We start from the raw sequence: 15,958 nt of genomic DNA on the forward strand, positions 1-15,958 counted from the left end.
GACCCTGGTCTACAGGAACACCGGGCCAGAGATCCGTTCCCTCTCCAGCGACGGCCAGACCCTGGTCTTCGACCGGCTGGGTGAGCTCTACACCCTCGAACCCGGCGGGGAGCCGAAGCCGGTCAGCGTCGACGTCACCGGCGACATGCCCGACGTCCGCGCCCGCATCGCCAAGGTCGGCGACGAGGTGGTCAATGTCTCGGTCTCGCCGACCGGCCTGCGCGCCGCTGTCGAGGCGCATGGCGAAATCCTCACCGTGCCGGTGAAGAAGGGCCCGATCCGCAACCTCACCAACACGCCGGGCGTCATGGAGCGCGAGCCGTCGTGGAGCCCGGACGGCCAGTCGGTGGCCTACTTCTCCGACGCCAGCGGGCTCTACGCCCTGCACGTCGCATCGCAGACCGGGGAGGGCAAGCCCAAGGCCTATCCGCTGGCGCCGGAGGCTGCGTACTATTTCCATCAGGTCTGGTCGCCGGACTCCAAAAAGATCGCTTTCAGCGACAACCACCTGCGCACCTGGGTGCTCGATTTGGCGAGCGGCAAGCTTAGCCAGACCGGCGAGCCGGACTACTGGGGCGGCTTCACCGACCAGACCCACGGCCTGAGCTGGTCGCCGGATTCCAAGTGGCTGGCCTGGGTGCGCTACATGCCCAACCACCTGCACTCGGTGCTGCTCTATTCGACGGAGACGGGACGTTCGTTCCCAGTCACCGATCCGATGGGCGACGCCCGCGACCCAGCCTTCGACCGCAACGGCAAGTACCTCTACTTCCTGGGTAGCAACAACGCCGGCATGGCCCAGCACCAGCTGGACATGACCAGCGACCTCTACCGTCCGACCCGTGCGGTCTATGCGATCAGCCTGGCCGCGGCGACCGCCTCGCCCACCGCCCCGGAGAGCGACGACGAGAAGTCGGTGGCCGAGACCCGCGAGAAGGCCAAGGAGGACGCCGACAAGACCCCGGCCGGCCAGGCCGGGGAGGCCAAGAAGGACGCCAAGACCAAGCCTACCACCCCGCCTCCGCCGACCGCGCCCAAGGCCACCGTCGTCGACCTGGCGGGCATGAGCCTGGGGGCGATCGGCGAACGCACTGTGGCCCTGCCGATCCCGGCGGGACCGCTGACCAACCTGGCTGCCGGCAAGCCCGGCATGGTCTTCTGGCTCGCCGACCCCGGCGCCACGGATCCCAACGCCACCGGCCCCGACGGGACGCTGAAGCGCTTCAACCTGGAAGACCGCAAGACCGAGACCATCGCCGAGCACCTCGCCGACTTTCAGATCACCGCCGACGGGGAGAAGGTGCTGCTGGCCGAGGTGAAGTCGCCGTCGCCGGATGCGCCGCCCAGCGGCCCGCCGCACCCGCACTACAGTGTCGTGCCGGCCACGCCGAAAGCGCCGGGCGCGCCGCCGCCCAAGGCCGAGGACACTGCGCTGGCCTTCGACGGCCTGCAGGTCCGCGTCGACCCGCCGGCCGAGTGGGCGCAGATGTACCACGAGGTCTGGCGCATCGAGCGCGCCTCGTTCTACGACCCCAACTTCCACGGCTTCGACACGGTGGCGGCGGAAAAGCGGCTGGCGCCGTACGTCGCCGCCATCCAGTCGCGCTCGGACCTGAACTACATTTTCCAGGAGATGCTGACCGGCTTCTCCGTCGGCCACCTGCGTGGCTCCGGCGGCGCCATCCCGGCGGCGCAGAAGGTCTCCGGCGGGCTGCTGGGCGCTGACTACAAGATCGAAGGCGGCAAGTGGTGCCTCGCCAAGATCTACTCCGGCGGCGCCTGGTCGCCGGACGCCAAGGCCCCGCTCGCCCAGCCGGGCTTGAACATCCACGAGGGCGACTGCATCACCGCCATCAACGGCCAGCCGCTGACCGCGGCGACGGACATCCAGCAACCCCTGGAGGGCACGGCCGGCAAGGCGGTGACGATCGGCGTGGCCAGCGGTTCGGCGCCCGTCCGCGAGGTGACGGTCGTGCCGATCGCCAGCGAGGCGCGCCTGCGCAATCTCGACTGGATCGACGGCAACCGCCGCAAGGTGGATCAGCTGTCCGGCGGCAAGCTCGCCTACGTCTACCTGCCCGACACAGGCGGCGGCGGCTTCACCAGCTTCAACCGCTACTACTTCGCCCAGACCGACAAGCAAGGCGTGGTGGTCGACGAGCGTTTCAACGGCGGCGGCCAGATGGCCGATTACGTCATCGAGGTGCTGAGCCGGCGCCTGCAGGGTTATTGGTCGCCGCGCTACGGCGCCATCGAGCGAACGCCGGCCGCCTCGATCCTCGGGCCCAAGGTGATGATCGCCAACGAGGTCTCCGGCTCAGGCGGCGACGCCCTGCCGTGGATGTTCAAGCATAACCAGCTGGGTCCCCTGGTCGGCAAGCGTACCTGGGGCGGCCTCGTCGGCATCAGCGGCATGCCGCCCCTGATGGACGGCGGCCAAGTGACCTCGCCGGACGTGGGCTTCTTCTCGCCGGCCGGGACCTGGGATGTGGAGAACCACGGCGTCGACCCCGATGTGGTCGTGGAACAGGACCCCAAGGCCGTCGCCGCCGGCCACGATCCGCAGCTCGAGGCGGCGGTGACGCTGGCGCTGCAGAAGCTGGGGCCGGTGACGCCACCGACGCGGCCCGCCTATCCGGTCTATCCGCTGAAGCCGGCGAAGCCCTGAGCCCGCGCTTCGGACCCAAACGCGACGGCGGGCGGTTTCCGTGCTAGCCTGAACCCAATCTCTGGGTTGTGGTCCGCCGTGCGCGACCGGCCGGAGCGACATCGCGCACGAGAGGCCATACCCCAGGCTAATGACCCGGGAGGTCGCGCATGGCGTCTGAAAACCACATCGAAAACCCGTTCGAATACTTCCTCGAGAAGCTGAGCTGGGGCGTCTCCGACGTCGGCGGCCGGTTGATCCCCCACCCTGAGCGGCACGCCGGCCAGGCGGTCCCGCAGGTGCGCAAGGTCGCCGCGGCGGACCTGTGGGACGCCCTGCGCAAGGGAACCGAGGACTTGGGCGCGCTGCGCGACGACATCCTCTTCATCGGCATCATCTATCCGGTGGCCGGCCTGCTGATGGCCCGGCTGGCGTTCAGCTATGACCTTTTGCCGATGCTGTTCCCGCTCGCCTCCGGCTTCGCCATCGTCGGCCCCGTGGCCGCGGTCGGCCTCTATGAGATGAGCCGCCGGCGCGAGTTGGGCGAGAAGGTCAATTGGCTCGACGCCTTCGGGGTGCTGCGCTCGCCGGCGCTGGGCTCGATCATCGGGATGGGCGTCATCCTCCTGGCCCTGTTCGGCCTCTGGCTCGGGGCGGCCTATGAACTGAACCTGGCGATCATGGGCCCGGCCGCCCCGCCGACCGTCCGCGCCTTCTCGCATAACGTCTTCTGGACCCAGGCCGGCGGGACGCTGATCGCCGCTGGCGTCGGCGTGGGCTTCCTGTTCGCCGCCCTGTCCTTCGCCATCGGCGTGGTGACGGTGCCCCTGCTATTGGACCGAGATGTGGGCCTGTGGACGGCGATCAAGACGTCGCTGAAGGTCGTGGCGACCAATCCCGGGATCATGGCGCTCTGGGGCTTGGTGGTGGCCGGCGCCCTGGTCCTGGGCTCTATCCCGGCCTTGGTCGGCCTGATCTTCGTGGTCCCGGTCCTGGGACACGCCAGCTGGCACCTCTACCGCAAGGCGGTCGCATAGCGCCGCTTCTCCCTCCCGCTTCGGGCGAGAGGGCCGGTCGACGGTCAGCGTACGGCTTCGCCGGCCTGCAGGATGAGGTCGATGCGCTGGTCCCAGGTGTGGCCGGCGAGCGTGGTTGCCTTGGCGCCGCGGGCATATTCGAACGCGCGCTCGGGGTCGCTGGCGAGGGCCTTCAGCTTCTCCATGCCGCCCTTGAGGTCACGCCAGTAGAAGAGCTCGATGGTCTTTCCGGGCTGGAAGACCTGGGCGTAGTAGCGGCTGAAGTCGGAGAAGGTCGCCGCGCCGGCCAGGGAGGCGGAGAAAGGTCGCTCGTGGGAGCCGGCGCCGAAGTTGACGTTGGTGTTCAGCACGACGCGCGACTGGGCCATCAGCTCAGCCATCCGGGTCATCTCCACCGGCCCCTCAAACGTGACGTTCTTGAAGCGGTCGAGCTGGTTCTCCCAGCCGGCGCCGACGATGTGCAGCGGCACGCCGGACTCGGCTACGGCCTTGAGGAATTCGAAGCGACGGGTCGTGCGCACCTGCGTATGCACCAGGGCCGCCGCTTCGCGGGCGCCGCGGATCGCCGGGTTGGCCAGGTCGAGGCCGCGGGCCCGCAGGACGGCGTCCAGGGCCTGATGCGGCGGGACCCACTCGACAGCTAGGGCCATGTCCAGCGCCTCTTGCATCACCTCGCGCGCCGCGCCCTGGACGCCCATCCAGCGCTCCGCCTCCGGCTGCTGGAAGCTGCCCGACCACAGGACCTGGATCGGCCGTCGCTCGGCGAACTCGGCGGCGGTGGCGTCATCCGGCGTGGCCGAGCCCACCGCCGGGTGTGGAAAGAAGCCCAGGTATTTGAAGCGGCCGACGCCGTAGATCGCGCGCACGGCGTCTGCCTGGGTCGGGTCGACGACCAGAACCGCCGTGTTGGACGGCGTGGCCCTCAGTCGTTCGCCCTGACCGAGCACATAGTCGACGTGCCAGATCACGTGCGGCGCGCCGCCGTAGAGGTCGGTGAGGCGCCGTCCGGCGCTGTCGATGAACTCGCCGCAGATGTTGATCGTGAAGATCAGGTCGACCGGTCCCGACGTCTGGGCGTGGGCCAGGATCAGCATGCCGCCGTTGTCCGTCGCGCCGAGGTCGAGGATATCGACCTCGTGGCCACGACGCTGGAAGGCCTGGGCCGCCAGGTCGGCGAAGAGGCGCGTGCCGCCGTATTGCGACTGGCCCTTCATGATCAGGATACGCATTCGGCGGTCCGCTCGGTTTCAGACGCCCACGATAGGCGGATTCGCCGGCCGAACCGCCGTCGCGCCTAGTCGTCCACCTCGCGCTTGGAGCGGGAGCGTTCGCGGCCCGCCTTGGTGACGGAGGCCCAGCGTTTGCGCTCGGCCTCGCGGGCGATGGGGTCCTCGCGGCGGACCCCGTGGGCCAGTTCGCGATGCAGCTTCTGGAAGCTGCGCCAACGCTCGGGGTCCAGGCGGCCGTCGGCCAGCGCGGCCTGCACGGCGCAGCCGGGCTCCTTGTCGTGGGCGCAGTCGCGGAAGCGGCAGTCCTGCGCCAGCAGTTCCACCTCCGCTGTTGTCTCCGCGAAGGCCGCCGCGACCCCAGCCTCGGCGTCCCATAGCGCCAGCTCGCGCATGCCCGGCGTGTCGAGGATCAGCGCGCCCGAGGGCAGCAGGATCAGTTCGCGGTGGGTGGTGGTGTGCCGCCCCCGCGCATCGTCCTCGCGGACCTCCTTGGTGGCCATCCGCTCGACGCCCGCCAGCGCATTGACCAGGGTGGACTTGCCCACGCCGGAGGAGCCCAGCAGCACCGCGGTCTTGCCGGGGGCGAGCCGAGCGGAGAGCTCCGCCAGCCCCTGGCCGGTGCGCACTGAGATCGCCAGCACCAGGACGCCCGAGGCGATGCCGCGCACGCTCTCAATCAACGGGTCCGGGTCGGCGCAGACGTCGGCTTTGGTGAGCAGGATCACCGGCTCGGCCCCGCTCTCGTAGGCGGTGGCCAGATAGCGTTCCAGGCGGCGCAGGTTGAGGTCGGCGTTCAGCGAGGCGGCCAGCAGGGCCACGTCGACGTTGGCCGCCACCACCTGTATGTCCTTGGCGGTGCCGGCCGCCATGCGGGTGAAGGCCGTCGAGCGCGGCAGGACCGCGGCGATCACCGCGATCCCGTCCTTGAGCTCGACCGCCACCCAGTCTCCAGTGACCGGGTAGCCGCCATCCGCCGCCTCGTGGGCGAAACGGCCGGAGATGCGGCCCTCCAGTTCGCCGGTCTCGGCGACCAGCCGGTAGAGGCTGCGCTGCTGGACGAGGATGCGGGCCGGGACCAGGCCCTGCGCCGCGAAGGGTTCGAAGTCGTGCTGAAGCGTCTCGCTCCAGCCATAGGTGCTGAGCAATTTCGTGTTTCCGTCTGTGAGGGTGGGAAGCCGATCCAGGCGTCGCCCCGCGGAAACCCCGTCTGTCAGGAAGGGAGGATCGGCTGCCGTCTAGGCAGCGGGCGCGGCGGCGCGACGAAGGGCTGCGGCAATGGGTGTCATATCTGAGCCTCCTCCGTTCGAGCGTTTGCGCACGTGCGGCGCGGACCTTGGCCTCCGCTCGCGCCTGGGTCAAGAAGGGCGCTTGGAGAGGACCCGCCATGGCCGAGACGCCGCCCGTCGTCATGAACGAACAGACCCATCGCTTCGAAGCCTATCTCGATGGCGAGACGGCTTTCGCCGAATACGTCCTGCATGGCGGCTCGATGGTCCTTCCCCACACCCAAGTGCCGGCGGCCTTCGAGGGCCGCGGCGTCGGCTCGGCCCTGGCGACGGCGGCGCTCAGCTACGCCCGCGAACACGGCCTGACGGTCAAGCCCAGCTGCCCGTTCATTGCCGGCTACATCAAACGCCATCCCGAATGGCACCCTCTGGTGGACGAGACCTACCGCGAACGGCTGGGGCTTTAGGCGGGGCGCCCAGGATGCGGGCGCCGGGAGATCCTGCGCCGCGGGGCGATTTCTAAGGCTTGCGCCGAGCCGTCGGCGGTGGACTATTCCGGCCGACCGGAGGCAAGACCCATTCGCAAGACCGCTGAACTGCTGTTGATCCTGGCCTGCGCCCTCACGCTGGCTGCGCCCGCCCTCGCGGCGCCCCCAGCCGCGGGCCCGCCGCGCGCCGCCGACGGGCATCTCGACCTCTCCGGGGCCTGGACCAACGCCTCGGTGACCAAGCTCACCCGCCCACCCGGCATGGGCAAGCTGGTCCTCACGCCCGAGGAAGCCAAGAAGCTCGCAAGCTCCGATCCGCTGGTTCACCGCAAGGCCGCCGACGCCGCGCCCGTCGACGCCGCCCAAGGCGCCCCCGCGGTCGGCGACCCCGGTGGCTACAACGCCTTCTGGCTCGATTCCGGCAGCGCCTATGGCGAGGTGAAGGGCGAGTACCGCACCTCCTGGATCGTCGATCCGGCGGACGGTCAGCTGCCGTTTACGGAGGCCGGCCGGAAGCTCGTCGCCCAGGCCCGCCAGCATACGCGCCTTGCCGAGACGCCCTCCGACCCCGAGAGCTTCGACCCCTGGGACCGCTGCATAATCGGCTCGCGCGGCTCCGGCGGCCCGGGGATGCTCAACAACATCTACAACTCCAACTACCAGATCCTGCAGACGCCCGGCGCGATCGTCATCGTCTCGGAGATGATCCACGACGCGCGGACCATCCCGCTGTTCAAGGACAAGGCGACGGCCCAGGCCGCGCACGGCTCGCCGGCGCTGCAGCTCTGGCTGGGCGATCCGGTCGCCTGGTGGGAGGGCGACACCTTGGTCATCGAGACCGTCAACGTGAACGCCGAACAGGGCCGCGCCGGCCCGATCTTCCTGACCCCCAAGGCCAGAATCACGGAGCGTCTCACCCGCGCCTCGGCCAAGCAGATCTACTACGAATTCACGGTGGAAGACCCGGTCTACTACACCAGGCCCTGGCGCGCGGAGATGAGCCTGAACGCCATCCCCGGGCAGGTCTACGAATACGCCTGCCACGAGGGCAACTACGCGCTGGTCGACATCATGCAGGGCGTGCGCGCCGCCGAAGCCAAGGGCGCCGCCGCGCCCAAGTCAGGCGGGGCGAACTAGCGAGAGCCAGGCGAGGGCCGCCTGGCCCCGCAGGATCGCCTCGGTCTCGGCCGTATGCTTGCCGCCTTCGCGGTCGTGCAGCACCAGCGCCGGCAGCAGGCGCAGCGGCGCCTTGCCGGTCTTCACCGCGCGCACCACCACCCGCTTGGCCGGCTCGTCGGCGAAGGGCTGCACCGGGCGGATCTGCACCGAGCCCGCCTTGGCTGCCAGCAGGGCCAGTATGTCGTCCAGCCGGTCGGCGCGGTGGATCAGCGTGATCGTCCCGCCCTCGCGCACCGCCTTGGTGAGGAACCCAATCCAGGCCTCCAGCCCGTCGTCGGCCATCCACGCGCCGCGCCGTTCGGCGGCGGGCCCGCGCAGGGAATCGGGGTCGTCGAAGAATGGCGGGTTGGCCATCGCCGCGTCGAAGGGCTCCAGACCCAGGCCCGAGAAGCGCAGGGCCACGTCGCCCTCCCGCACCTCGACCCGGTCGGCCATGCCGTTCAGCGCGATGTTTTGTTGCGCGAGCGCCGCGGCCTTGGGATCGCGCTCGATGCCGACAAATCGCGCGCCTGCCCGCCGCGCCGCCGCCGCCAGGAGCGCGCCTCCCGCGCCGCAGCCCGCCTCGATCACCCGTGCGCCCTCGCCGGCGTCGCAGGCGGCCGCCAGCAAGGCCGCGTCGAGCCCGGCGCGATAGCCCCGCTCCGGCTGGCGCAGCCGCACGCGCCCGTCGAGGACGCGGTCTTCGGTGGTCTCGTCCATGGTTCGTGACCTAAGGTAACGGGTTCTGCAAGGCGGGTGCGCTTGACCGTGCCCTATCGCGTCACCATTGTCCCTCGCAACGGCGGCCAGTCTCCCTGAGCCCGTCGAATCCGCCTGGAGTCAGCACCCGCTTGGCCGTCGCCACCCGCCCCGCCATCGCCGAAAAGCCGCCGTCGCTGGACGCGCTGCTGATGCTCGCGCGCCCGGACATGGCCGCGGTCGACGCCCTGATCCGCCGGCACATGGATAGCCCCGTGCCGGTGATCCCGGCGCTCGCCGACCACCTGATCGCCGGCTCCGCCAAGCGCCTGCGTCCGTTGCTCACCGTCGCCGCCGCGCGGCTGGCCGGCGCTCGCGACGACGCCTGCCTGAAGCTGGCCGCGGCGGTGGAGTTCATCCACACCGCCACCCTGCTGCACGATGATGTGGTGGATTCCTCCCAGTTGCGCCGCGGCCGGGTCGCCGCGCACCTGATCTGGGGCGCGCCCTCCAGCGTGCTGGTCGGCGACTTCCTGTTCGCCCGGGCCTTCGAGCTGATGGTCGGGGCGGGCTCCATGCCGGCGTTGGAGATCCTGGCCCGCGCATCCCGCGTGATCGCCGAGGGCGAGGTGCTGCAGCTCACCCGCGCCCACGACCTGGACCTCAGTCAGGAGGTCTATCTGGAGATCATCCGCGCCAAGACCGCCGAGCTGTTCGCCGCAGCCGCCGAGTCCGGCGCGGTCAGCGCCGGCGCCTCGCCGGAGCGTTGCCGGGCCCTACGGAAATACGGCCAGGACCTGGGCCTGGCCTTCCAGCTGGTCGACGACGCCCTCGACTACTCGGGCGACAGCGACACCCTGGGCAAGAACCCCGGCGACGACTTCCGCGAAGGCAAGGCGACCCTGCCGCTGCTGCTGGTCATGGCCCGCACCGGCCCGGCCGAGCGGGAGTTCTGGATCCGCACGGTCGACCGCCGGGACCAGACCGACGCCGACTTCGACCGGACCTGCGAGCTGATGCGCGCCACGGGCGCCCTGCAGTCGACCCTGGAGCTCGCCGCAGGCTATGCCCTGAGCGCCAAGGCCGCCCTCGCCGACTTCGGCGCCAACCCCTGGCGACCGGCCCTGGAAGACCTGGCCGACGTCGCCGTGGCCCGGACAGCCTAGAGTTCGCTGAACGGGTGCGGCAGCTGGCCGGACCGGAACAGGATCACCGGGTTCTCGTCATAGTCGCCAAGTTCGGTGTCGGCGGTGGCCGAGAACGCCACGACGCCAAGTCGCAAGGGCGCCAGTCGTTCCGCCTTGCGGCGCGCCTCTTCGGCGGTCTTGCAGCCCACCTGCTGCTCGGCCTTCAGCGCCTTGCCGCGCCCGGCGACGTAGGTTTGCAGGATGTAGACGGTTTCACTGGCCATGACCCACCCAGGCGCCGCGCGGCGAGTCCCGTCAACCGATAGGATGCGGCGCGCTAGGTCGAGCTCTTTCGGCCGCGCCACAGACCTTCCAAGACCAGGGCGATGGTGAGAACGGTGAACAGCGCCGCCCACCTCCAACGCTCGCGCAGGAACGCCAGGCGCCCAGGGCGAATCCGCACGCGGCGGAGATCAGGTTGGCTGAGCTGATGGTGACATTCGGCATCATTCCCCGACGGGAGGCCTACAGCCGTCCCGGCGCCATGCCGACCACGGCCTCAGCCCGGGTGGATCATGTCCTCCGGCCGGACCCAGGCGTCGAATTCCTCGTTGGTCACATAGCCGCCGCCGACGGCCTCCTCGCGCAGCGTCGTGCCGTTGGCGTGGGCGGTCTTGGCGATCTTGGCGGCCTTGTCGTAGCCGATGTGCTCCTTCAGCGCCGTCACCAGCATCAGCGAGCGTTCCAGATTGGCGGCGATGTTGTCGGTCCGCGCTTCGATGCCGACCACCATTTTGTCGGTGAAGCTGATCGAGGCGTCGGCCAGCAGGCGGCAGGACTGCAGGAAGTTGTAGGCCATCACCGGGTTGTAGACGTTGAGCTCGAACTGGCCCTGACTGCCGGCGAAGCCGATGGCCGTCTGGTTGCCCATCACATGGGCGCAGACCATGGTCAGAGCCTCGGCTTGGGTCGGATTGACCTTGCCCGGCATGATCGACGACCCCGGCTCGTTCTCCGGCAGCGACAGCTCGCCCAGACCGGCGCGGGGACCTGAGCCCAGATAGCGGATGTCGTTGGCGATCTTGAACAGGGCCGCGGCCGTCGCCGTCAGCGCCCCGTGGCTGAACACCATCGCGTCGTGGGCGGCGAGCGCCTCGAACTTGTTGGGCGCGGTGACGAAAGGCAGGCGGGTGATCGCCGCGATCCGCTCGGCCACCTTCTCGGCGAAGCCCACCGGCGCGGTCAGGCCGGTGCCCACCGCCGTGCCGCCCTGCGCCAGCTCATAGAGGCCGTAGAGCGTCTCCTTCAGCCGGCGCGTCGACATGGCCGTCTGGTGCGCATAGCCGCCGAACTCCTGACCCAGCGTAAGCGGCGTGGCGTCCTGGGTGTGGGTGCGGCCGATCTTGATGATGTGATCGAACTGCTCGGACTTCTTCTTCAGCGCCGCGTGCAGGTGCTCCAGCGCGGGCATCACGCTGCGGGCCACCTCCTCGGCGCAGGCGATGTGCATGGCCGTCGGATAGGTGTCGTTGGATGACTGGCTCATGTTGACGTGGTCGTTGGGGTGCACGGGCGTTTTCGATCCCATCACCCCGCCCAGCATCTCGATGGCGCGGTTCGAGATCACCTCGTTGGCGTTCATGTTCGACTGGGTGCCGGACCCGGTCTGCCAGACCACCAGCGGGAAGTGGTCGTCGAGCTTGCCGTCGATGACCTCCTGGGCGGCCGCGACGATGACCTCGCCGATCGCCGGATCCAGCTTGCCCAGCGCCATGTTGGCCTCGGCCGCGGCGCGCTTGACCACGCCCAGCGCCTTGACCACGGGGATCGGCTGCTTCTCCCAGCCGATCTTGAAGTTCTGCAGGCTGCGCTGGGTCTGGGCGCCCCAGTAGCGGTCGGCGGCGACCTCGATGGGGCCGAAGGTGTCGGTCTCGGTGCGTGTGGCGGTCATCATGGTCATTCCGGCTGGCGATGCGGCGGGTCTAGCCGCCCGGGCCGCCAGCGGCAACGGGCGTGGCGCAGCTCCGGACCCGACGGTATAGATGGGTGTCCAGCTCGGAGCCCCGACCCATGCTCGTCGCCACCACCAACGACCTTCCCGGCTACAGGATCACCAGCCATATCGGCCTGGTCCGCGGCGTCACAGTCCGCTCGCGCAGCGTGATCGGCAATTTCGCCGGCGGCCTGCAGTCGATCTTCGGCGGCAACCTGTCGATCTACACCGAGCTGGCCGAACACGCCCGCCAGGAGGCGCTGGACCTGATGGTTGACCACGCCCGCCGCGCCGGCGCGGACGCGGTGATCGGCATGCGCTACGACGCCAACGAGATCATGGAAGGCATCACCGAGGTCTTGGCCTACGGCACCGCGGTCAAGGCCGAGCGGGCCTAGCCGCGGCCCGACCGCACATCGTGGACGAGGCCTGGACCCAGCACGGCAAGGTGCGCGCCCGCGAGGCGGACGGCGTCCTGGAGGTGGTCGTGGACGGCCTGACCACCCAGGCCAAGTACTACAAGCCCCTGATCTACGAGTTCTTCCGCAAGGCTTGGCGTGGCGCGCGGCCGGCCTGGGGCGAGTTCGCCGTGGAGATCCGCATGGAATATGTCGGCGACCCGCCCTGGCTCGACCTCGATAACCTGGCCAAGGCGATCCTCGACGCCATCAAGGGCTACGCCTTCCACGACGACGCCCAGGTGGCGCGCCTCCTGGTGGAACGCGCCGGCGGTGAGCGCGAGCGCATCACCGTCGTCGTGCGTAAGCTTTCTGACGGCGGCCCGTCGCCGCTTAACCGGCCCGGCGAGGTGCGTTGATGATCGAATTGGTGAAGACCACCGACGTGGTGCGGATCAGCTATCTCAAGAGCCTGCTGGAATCCGCCGACCTGCATCCCGTGCTGGTGGAGGCCTCGGCCTATCCCGGCGTGCTGCCGAGCCGGCTTCAGGTCCCGGACGATGAGGCCGCCCAGGCGCGAAGACTGATCGCCGAGGTGGACCGGGACTTGCGTTAGGGCGCGGAACGGGAAACGGCCGCGCCCTGCAAGGGGCGCGGCCGCGTCGTCGCTGATATCCCCATCCGGGGAAGTCTGAGGGGCTCAGCGGTACTGTTGAAGGCGCGTCGTGCGGAGACCCGCAAGACCGTGGCGGTCGATCGACCGCTGCCACGCGAGGAACTCTTCCGACGTCAGTCGATAGCGTTCAAGCGCGTCCTCCAGCGAGAGCAAGCCCCCGCGGACCGCCGCGACGACCTCAGCCTTGCGGCGGATCACCCAGCGGCCGGTTTCCGCCGGCGGCAAATCCCTCAGCGTCAACGGCGCGCCCGTGGGGCCGATCACGTACGACTCCCCGCGGCTGTTCGTGCGCGTCTGCTGTTGCTGAACCATGGCTTTACGCCTTTCCCACCATCACTGTTGATGAGAACAATACGACACGGCTCCTAACAGCCGCTGAATCGTATTAGTGAACGAAGCTCTAATCATCTTCTTCCTCGTGTACTAATTCGGAACAGTGTGGAATTCACACTCGGTTAATCTGAATTAAGACTGTCGTTACCGGATGATGTTGATCAGTTCGTCCAGCATGGTGTCGGCCGTAGTGATGATCTTGGACGACGCCGAGTAGGCTTTCTGAGTGGTGATCAACCCGGTGAACTCCGTGGAGAGGTCGACCGTGGAGGCTTCGAGGCTCGAGGGATCGATGGACCCGGCGCCGCCCGTGCCGGCCACCTTCAGCGTCATGCTGCCCGCCTGAAGGGTGCTGCCGTAGGCGTTGCCGCTGATCGCCTGCAGGCCGTCCGGGTTGGGGAAGGTGGCGACGGCCACCTGGGCGATCTTGCGGACCTGGCTGTTGTCGAACAGGGCCGAGACCACGCCGTCGGCGCCTACCTGGACCCCAACGATGTTGCCGGCGGTGGCGCCGTCGGCGCTGACCGAATTGACCACCGAGGGCGAGGCCAGTTGGGTGACCTGCGAGAGGTTGAAGTTGAGCGTCTGGCCGGCGATACCCAGGTTCGTGGCCCAGGCCGGGCTCGTGCCGCCCGATCCGCCCAGTGCGAGGGACGGCGTGGCGCCGGCCGCACCGAACAGGGTGGTGCTGGCCAGGTTGATGGAGCCGTCGTTGTTAAACACCACCTGGCCGGCGGCGATCTGGCCGTTGGTCGAGGTCACATCGGTCGCCGGCACGGCGTAGATTTCGGCGTTCCAGGTGTTGGGCGTGCTGGTCTTTTCGAAGGCCACCGCGAATTTGTGGGTGCCACCGACCGAGTCGATGACGCTGAGCTCCATCGGCGGAGCGTCCGGCGCGGTGCCGGAGGCGCCGTTGGTGGCCGCGTACTGCGCCATGCTGTTGGTGGCCGCGTTGTAGGTCGCCGCGCCCGCGCCCACCGCGGTGGTCTGGTCGAGGTTGGCGCTGATGCCCAGGTTGCCCGTCGGCTCGACGGCGGCGCCGAGGTTCGCGACGTTGATCGGGCCGATCTTGCTGAGGTCCGACGGGTCGGTGTCGAAGGTGCCGTTGGCCTGTGCCGGCCAGCCCTGCAGATAGAGGCCGGCGCTGTTCACCAGAAAGCCGTTCGCGTCGGGCTGGAAGTCGCCAGCGCGGGTGAATTCCGAAGCTGGCGAGGTGGCCGAAGTGCTGGTCACGAAGAAGCCGTTGCCCGAGAGCGCCAGATCGGTCGTCGAGGAGGCGCTCTGGATCAGGCCCTGCTGGCTGACGAACTGCTGGTTGTTGCCTTGCACGCCGCCGGCCGAATAATCGCCCTGAACGGCCTGCGACGTCACCATGGTGGAGAAATCCACCTCGTTGCGCTTGTAGGCGGTGGTGTTGACGTTGGCGATGTTGTCGGAGATCGCCGCCAGCGCCGAGGAGTTGGCCACCAGGCCTGAAACCCCGGCGAGCAGTGCAGAATTGATGCTCATGGTTCTATCCGTTCTTTCCTAGGTTTGCGCGTGCTGCGGGAGCTGATCGGCGTCGCTAGGCCGTCGCGGGGGACGGCGTTTTGCCGTCCGGGTTCATGGGAAAAGCGGGCGGGGGTCATGAACCCGTCGCCGCGCTTGTGGGTTGGGTGACGCTGACCACGCTGGTCCAGGGCACGGGCGTGCCGTTGACCATCACCTCGGTCGTGCCGTTGGTCTGGGTGACGCCGGTGACGACACCCTGCTGGTAGGTGGACGCGGTGATCGAATTGTTGTTGGCGTCGACGGCCGTGACCTGCAGCGTATAGGTGCCGCCGTCCGGCAACTGCGCGCCGCTCAGGTCCTTCCCGTTCCACGAGAAGGCGTGGTCGCCGGCCGACATGTTGGTCGGAGCCACTGAGGCCACGACGTTGTTGTTGGCGTCCAGGACCTGGACCTTCAGGTCGGCGGCATTGGACGGCAGGTTGTACGTCCACTGCGCCTGGCCGCCGGTAAGGGTCGCCGTGCTGCTGGTCGCCCGCACCGTGTCGCCGATCACTCCGACCGCCGAGGAAAGGCCGCCGGCGGTGTTGTTCACCAGCGTCTGAAGCAGGCTGTTGGTGTTCAACTGCTGCTCGACGCCGGTCATCTGGACGAGCTGCTGGGTGAACTGGTTCGAGTCCAGCGGCGCCGTCGGGTCCTGGTTCTGCAACTGCGTCGTAAGCAGCGTCAGGAAGGTGTTGAAGTTATCCGCCAGGCTGCCGAGGCCCTGCAGCGTCGCGCTGCTGGCCGTGGCCGAGGACGGCGACGTCGTCGGCGTCGTGGTCGGCGTTGTAGTCGGGGTGGTGGTGACCGTCATGCTGTCCTCAGATCCGGATATCGACGCCGGAGGTCGCCGAGCGTCGAAGCGAGAGTTGCGGGGCGACGTCGGCAGTGGTGTCGAGCGCAGCCTGGAAGGCGCGCCCGCGGAACACCGCGCCGGCGTCGGGTTGGGGTTGGTTCTGGGCTTGTCCGCCCTGGCCGCTGTCGCTGGCCACGTCGAAGGACATGCCGCCCGAGAGGTCGAAGCCGGACTGTTCCATCGCCTGCTGCAGTTCGCCGGCGCGGGCTTTCAGCTCGGCGGCCGCCTGCGGCGTGTCGAAGGACATGGACGCCGACATCTTGCCGTCGGCGCCGATCGTCATGCGGACGTCCACCTTGCCAAGGCCGGCGGGATTGAGCTGCACGTCGAACTGGCTTGAACGGGCGTTCAACTTGTTGACGATCTGGGCGGCCATGTTGGCGACGGTCTGCGGTGAGCCGCGCACTTCGGTGGCGGCGGCCTGCGCCATCGCCGCGGCGGCGGTGGAGGCCGGCGCGGCGGCGGCGGTCGCCGAGGCGTCGGCGGCTGCGGCCTGGGCGCTGTCCGCCGGGCCGACCTGCGGATCGGTCGCGCCGGCCGGATCGGTCTCGTCGGCGTCGG

At 69.1% G+C, this 15,958-nt stretch carries 17 protein-coding genes; 8 read left to right on the forward strand and 9 right to left on the reverse strand.

Going from position 1 to position 15,958, the window contains the following annotated elements; all coding sequences use genetic code 11:
• A partial coding sequence (locus E8A12_RS03420) for a S41 family peptidase (RefSeq protein WP_293366352.1) occupies positions 1–2,668 on the forward strand: 2,668 nt, incomplete at its 5' end.
• 149 nt (positions 2,669–2,817) lie between these two features.
• Entirely contained in the window at positions 2,818–3,684 is an 867-nt protein-coding gene (locus E8A12_RS03425; RefSeq protein ID WP_293366353.1) for a DUF2189 domain-containing protein, read from the forward strand.
• A gap of 44 nt (positions 3,685–3,728) precedes the next feature.
• Here the strand turns inward: E8A12_RS03425 and E8A12_RS03430 are convergent, their stop codons facing one another.
• Both E8A12_RS03430 and rsgA read right to left on the reverse strand, forming a co-directional pair.
• Positions 3,729–4,913 (reverse strand): glycosyltransferase, encoded by a 1,185-nt coding sequence (locus E8A12_RS03430; RefSeq protein ID WP_293366354.1) that lies wholly within the window; start codon positions 4,911–4,913, stop codon positions 3,729–3,731.
• 65 nt (positions 4,914–4,978) lie between these two features.
• Positions 4,979–6,058, reverse strand: a complete 1,080-nt coding sequence (gene rsgA / locus E8A12_RS03435) for a ribosome small subunit-dependent GTPase A (RefSeq protein ID WP_293366355.1) — start codon at positions 6,056–6,058, stop codon at positions 4,979–4,981.
• Positions 6,059–6,297: 239 nt separating this feature from the next.
• Here rsgA and E8A12_RS03440 point away from each other — a divergent pair, with 239 nt between their 5' ends.
• The gene (locus E8A12_RS03440; RefSeq protein WP_293366356.1) at positions 6,298–6,606 is read left to right on the forward strand and encodes a GNAT family N-acetyltransferase; all 309 of its coding nucleotides are present in this window, start codon (positions 6,298–6,300) and stop codon (positions 6,604–6,606) included.
• Between the two features lie 78 nt (positions 6,607–6,684).
• Complete coding sequence (locus tag E8A12_RS03445; protein ID WP_293366357.1) at positions 6,685–7,764, forward strand: hypothetical protein; 1,080 nt, start codon at positions 6,685–6,687, stop codon at positions 7,762–7,764.
• Here E8A12_RS03445 and E8A12_RS03450 read toward each other — a convergent pair.
• Positions 7,747–8,505, reverse strand: a complete 759-nt coding sequence (locus E8A12_RS03450; RefSeq protein WP_293366358.1) for a methyltransferase domain-containing protein — start codon at positions 8,503–8,505, stop codon at positions 7,747–7,749. The two genes, E8A12_RS03445 and E8A12_RS03450, sit on opposite strands and share 18 nt — an antisense overlap.
• A gap of 176 nt (positions 8,506–8,681) precedes the next feature.
• On the opposite strand from E8A12_RS03450, the gene E8A12_RS03455 reads away from it, so the two are divergent.
• On the forward strand, positions 8,682–9,650 hold the full coding sequence (locus E8A12_RS03455) for a polyprenyl synthetase family protein (protein ID WP_293366367.1): 969 nt from the start codon (positions 8,682–8,684) through the stop codon (positions 9,648–9,650).
• Here E8A12_RS03455 and E8A12_RS03460 read toward each other — a convergent pair.
• Both E8A12_RS03460 and fumC read right to left on the reverse strand, forming a co-directional pair.
• Complete coding sequence (locus tag E8A12_RS03460) at positions 9,647–9,895, reverse strand: hypothetical protein (RefSeq protein WP_293366359.1); 249 nt, start codon at positions 9,893–9,895, stop codon at positions 9,647–9,649. The two genes, E8A12_RS03455 and E8A12_RS03460, sit on opposite strands and share 4 nt — an antisense overlap.
• Before the next feature lie 275 nt (positions 9,896–10,170).
• The gene (gene fumC, locus E8A12_RS03465) at positions 10,171–11,562 is read right to left on the reverse strand and encodes a class II fumarate hydratase (RefSeq protein WP_293366368.1); all 1,392 of its coding nucleotides are present in this window, start codon (positions 11,560–11,562) and stop codon (positions 10,171–10,173) included.
• A gap of 119 nt (positions 11,563–11,681) precedes the next feature.
• Between fumC and E8A12_RS03470 the strand changes: the two genes are divergently transcribed.
• The 3 genes from E8A12_RS03470 to E8A12_RS03480 are packed head-to-tail and all read left to right on the forward strand — an operon-like array spanning position 11,682 to position 12,618.
• Positions 11,682–12,002: a YbjQ family protein gene (locus tag E8A12_RS03470; protein WP_293366360.1), complete on the forward strand. Its 321-nt coding sequence runs from the start codon at positions 11,682–11,684 to the stop codon at positions 12,000–12,002.
• 20 nt (positions 12,003–12,022) lie between these two features.
• Positions 12,023–12,421 (forward strand): RusA family crossover junction endodeoxyribonuclease, encoded by a 399-nt coding sequence (locus E8A12_RS03475; RefSeq protein WP_293366361.1) that lies wholly within the window; start codon positions 12,023–12,025, stop codon positions 12,419–12,421.
• Positions 12,421–12,618, forward strand: coding sequence for a DUF2007 domain-containing protein (locus E8A12_RS03480; protein WP_293366362.1), 198 nt, complete (start codon positions 12,421–12,423; stop codon positions 12,616–12,618). Before E8A12_RS03475 ends, E8A12_RS03480 begins: the two co-directional genes overlap by 1 nt.
• An 84-nt stretch (positions 12,619–12,702) precedes the next feature.
• Here the strand turns inward: E8A12_RS03480 and E8A12_RS03485 are convergent, their stop codons facing one another.
• The 4 genes from E8A12_RS03485 to E8A12_RS03500 all read right to left on the reverse strand — a co-directional run.
• Positions 12,703–12,990, reverse strand: a complete 288-nt coding sequence (locus E8A12_RS03485) for a DUF1153 domain-containing protein (RefSeq protein WP_293366363.1) — start codon at positions 12,988–12,990, stop codon at positions 12,703–12,705.
• Between the two features lie 165 nt (positions 12,991–13,155).
• Positions 13,156–14,520, reverse strand: coding sequence for a flagellar hook protein FlgE (locus tag E8A12_RS03490; RefSeq protein ID WP_293366364.1), 1,365 nt, complete (start codon positions 14,518–14,520; stop codon positions 13,156–13,158).
• A 115-nt stretch (positions 14,521–14,635) separates the two neighbouring features.
• Positions 14,636–15,355 (reverse strand): flagellar hook capping FlgD N-terminal domain-containing protein, encoded by a 720-nt coding sequence (locus tag E8A12_RS03495; protein ID WP_293366365.1) that lies wholly within the window; start codon positions 15,353–15,355, stop codon positions 14,636–14,638.
• Between the two features lie 7 nt (positions 15,356–15,362).
• Positions 15,363–15,958, reverse strand: a 596-nt coding sequence (locus tag E8A12_RS03500) for a flagellar hook-length control protein FliK (protein ID WP_293366366.1), incomplete at its 5' end; no start/stop codon positions are given.

This window comes from Phenylobacterium sp. (assembly GCF_004799395.1).
Classification (GTDB): domain Bacteria; phylum Pseudomonadota; class Alphaproteobacteria; order Caulobacterales; family Caulobacteraceae; genus Phenylobacterium.

What these genes read in the sequence shown, in the direction of transcription:
- E8A12_RS03440 (WP_293366356.1), top strand. Translation starts at nt 6,298, where the DNA reads ATGGCCGAGACGCCGCCCGTCGTCATGAACGAACAGACCCATCGCTTC.
- E8A12_RS03485 (WP_293366363.1), bottom strand. Translation starts at nt 12,990, where the DNA reads ATGGTTCAGCAACAGCAGACGCGCACGAACAGCCGCGGGGAGTCGTAC.
- E8A12_RS03490 (WP_293366364.1), bottom strand. Translation starts at nt 14,520, where the DNA reads ATGAGCATCAATTCTGCACTGCTCGCCGGGGTTTCAGGCCTGGTGGCC.
- E8A12_RS03450 (WP_293366358.1), bottom strand. Translation starts at nt 8,505, where the DNA reads ATGGACGAGACCACCGAAGACCGCGTCCTCGACGGGCGCGTGCGGCTG.
- fumC (WP_293366368.1), bottom strand. Translation starts at nt 11,562, where the DNA reads ATGACCGCCACACGCACCGAGACCGACACCTTCGGCCCCATCGAGGTC.
- E8A12_RS03430 (WP_293366354.1), bottom strand. Translation starts at nt 4,913, where the DNA reads ATGCGTATCCTGATCATGAAGGGCCAGTCGCAATACGGCGGCACGCGC.
- E8A12_RS03470 (WP_293366360.1), top strand. Translation starts at nt 11,682, where the DNA reads ATGCTCGTCGCCACCACCAACGACCTTCCCGGCTACAGGATCACCAGC.
- E8A12_RS03480 (WP_293366362.1), top strand. Translation starts at nt 12,421, where the DNA reads ATGATCGAATTGGTGAAGACCACCGACGTGGTGCGGATCAGCTATCTC.
- E8A12_RS03460 (WP_293366359.1), bottom strand. Translation starts at nt 9,895, where the DNA reads ATGGCCAGTGAAACCGTCTACATCCTGCAAACCTACGTCGCCGGGCGC.
- E8A12_RS03425 (WP_293366353.1), top strand. Translation starts at nt 2,818, where the DNA reads ATGGCGTCTGAAAACCACATCGAAAACCCGTTCGAATACTTCCTCGAG.
- E8A12_RS03495 (WP_293366365.1), bottom strand. Translation starts at nt 15,355, where the DNA reads ATGACGGTCACCACCACCCCGACTACAACGCCGACCACGACGCCGACG.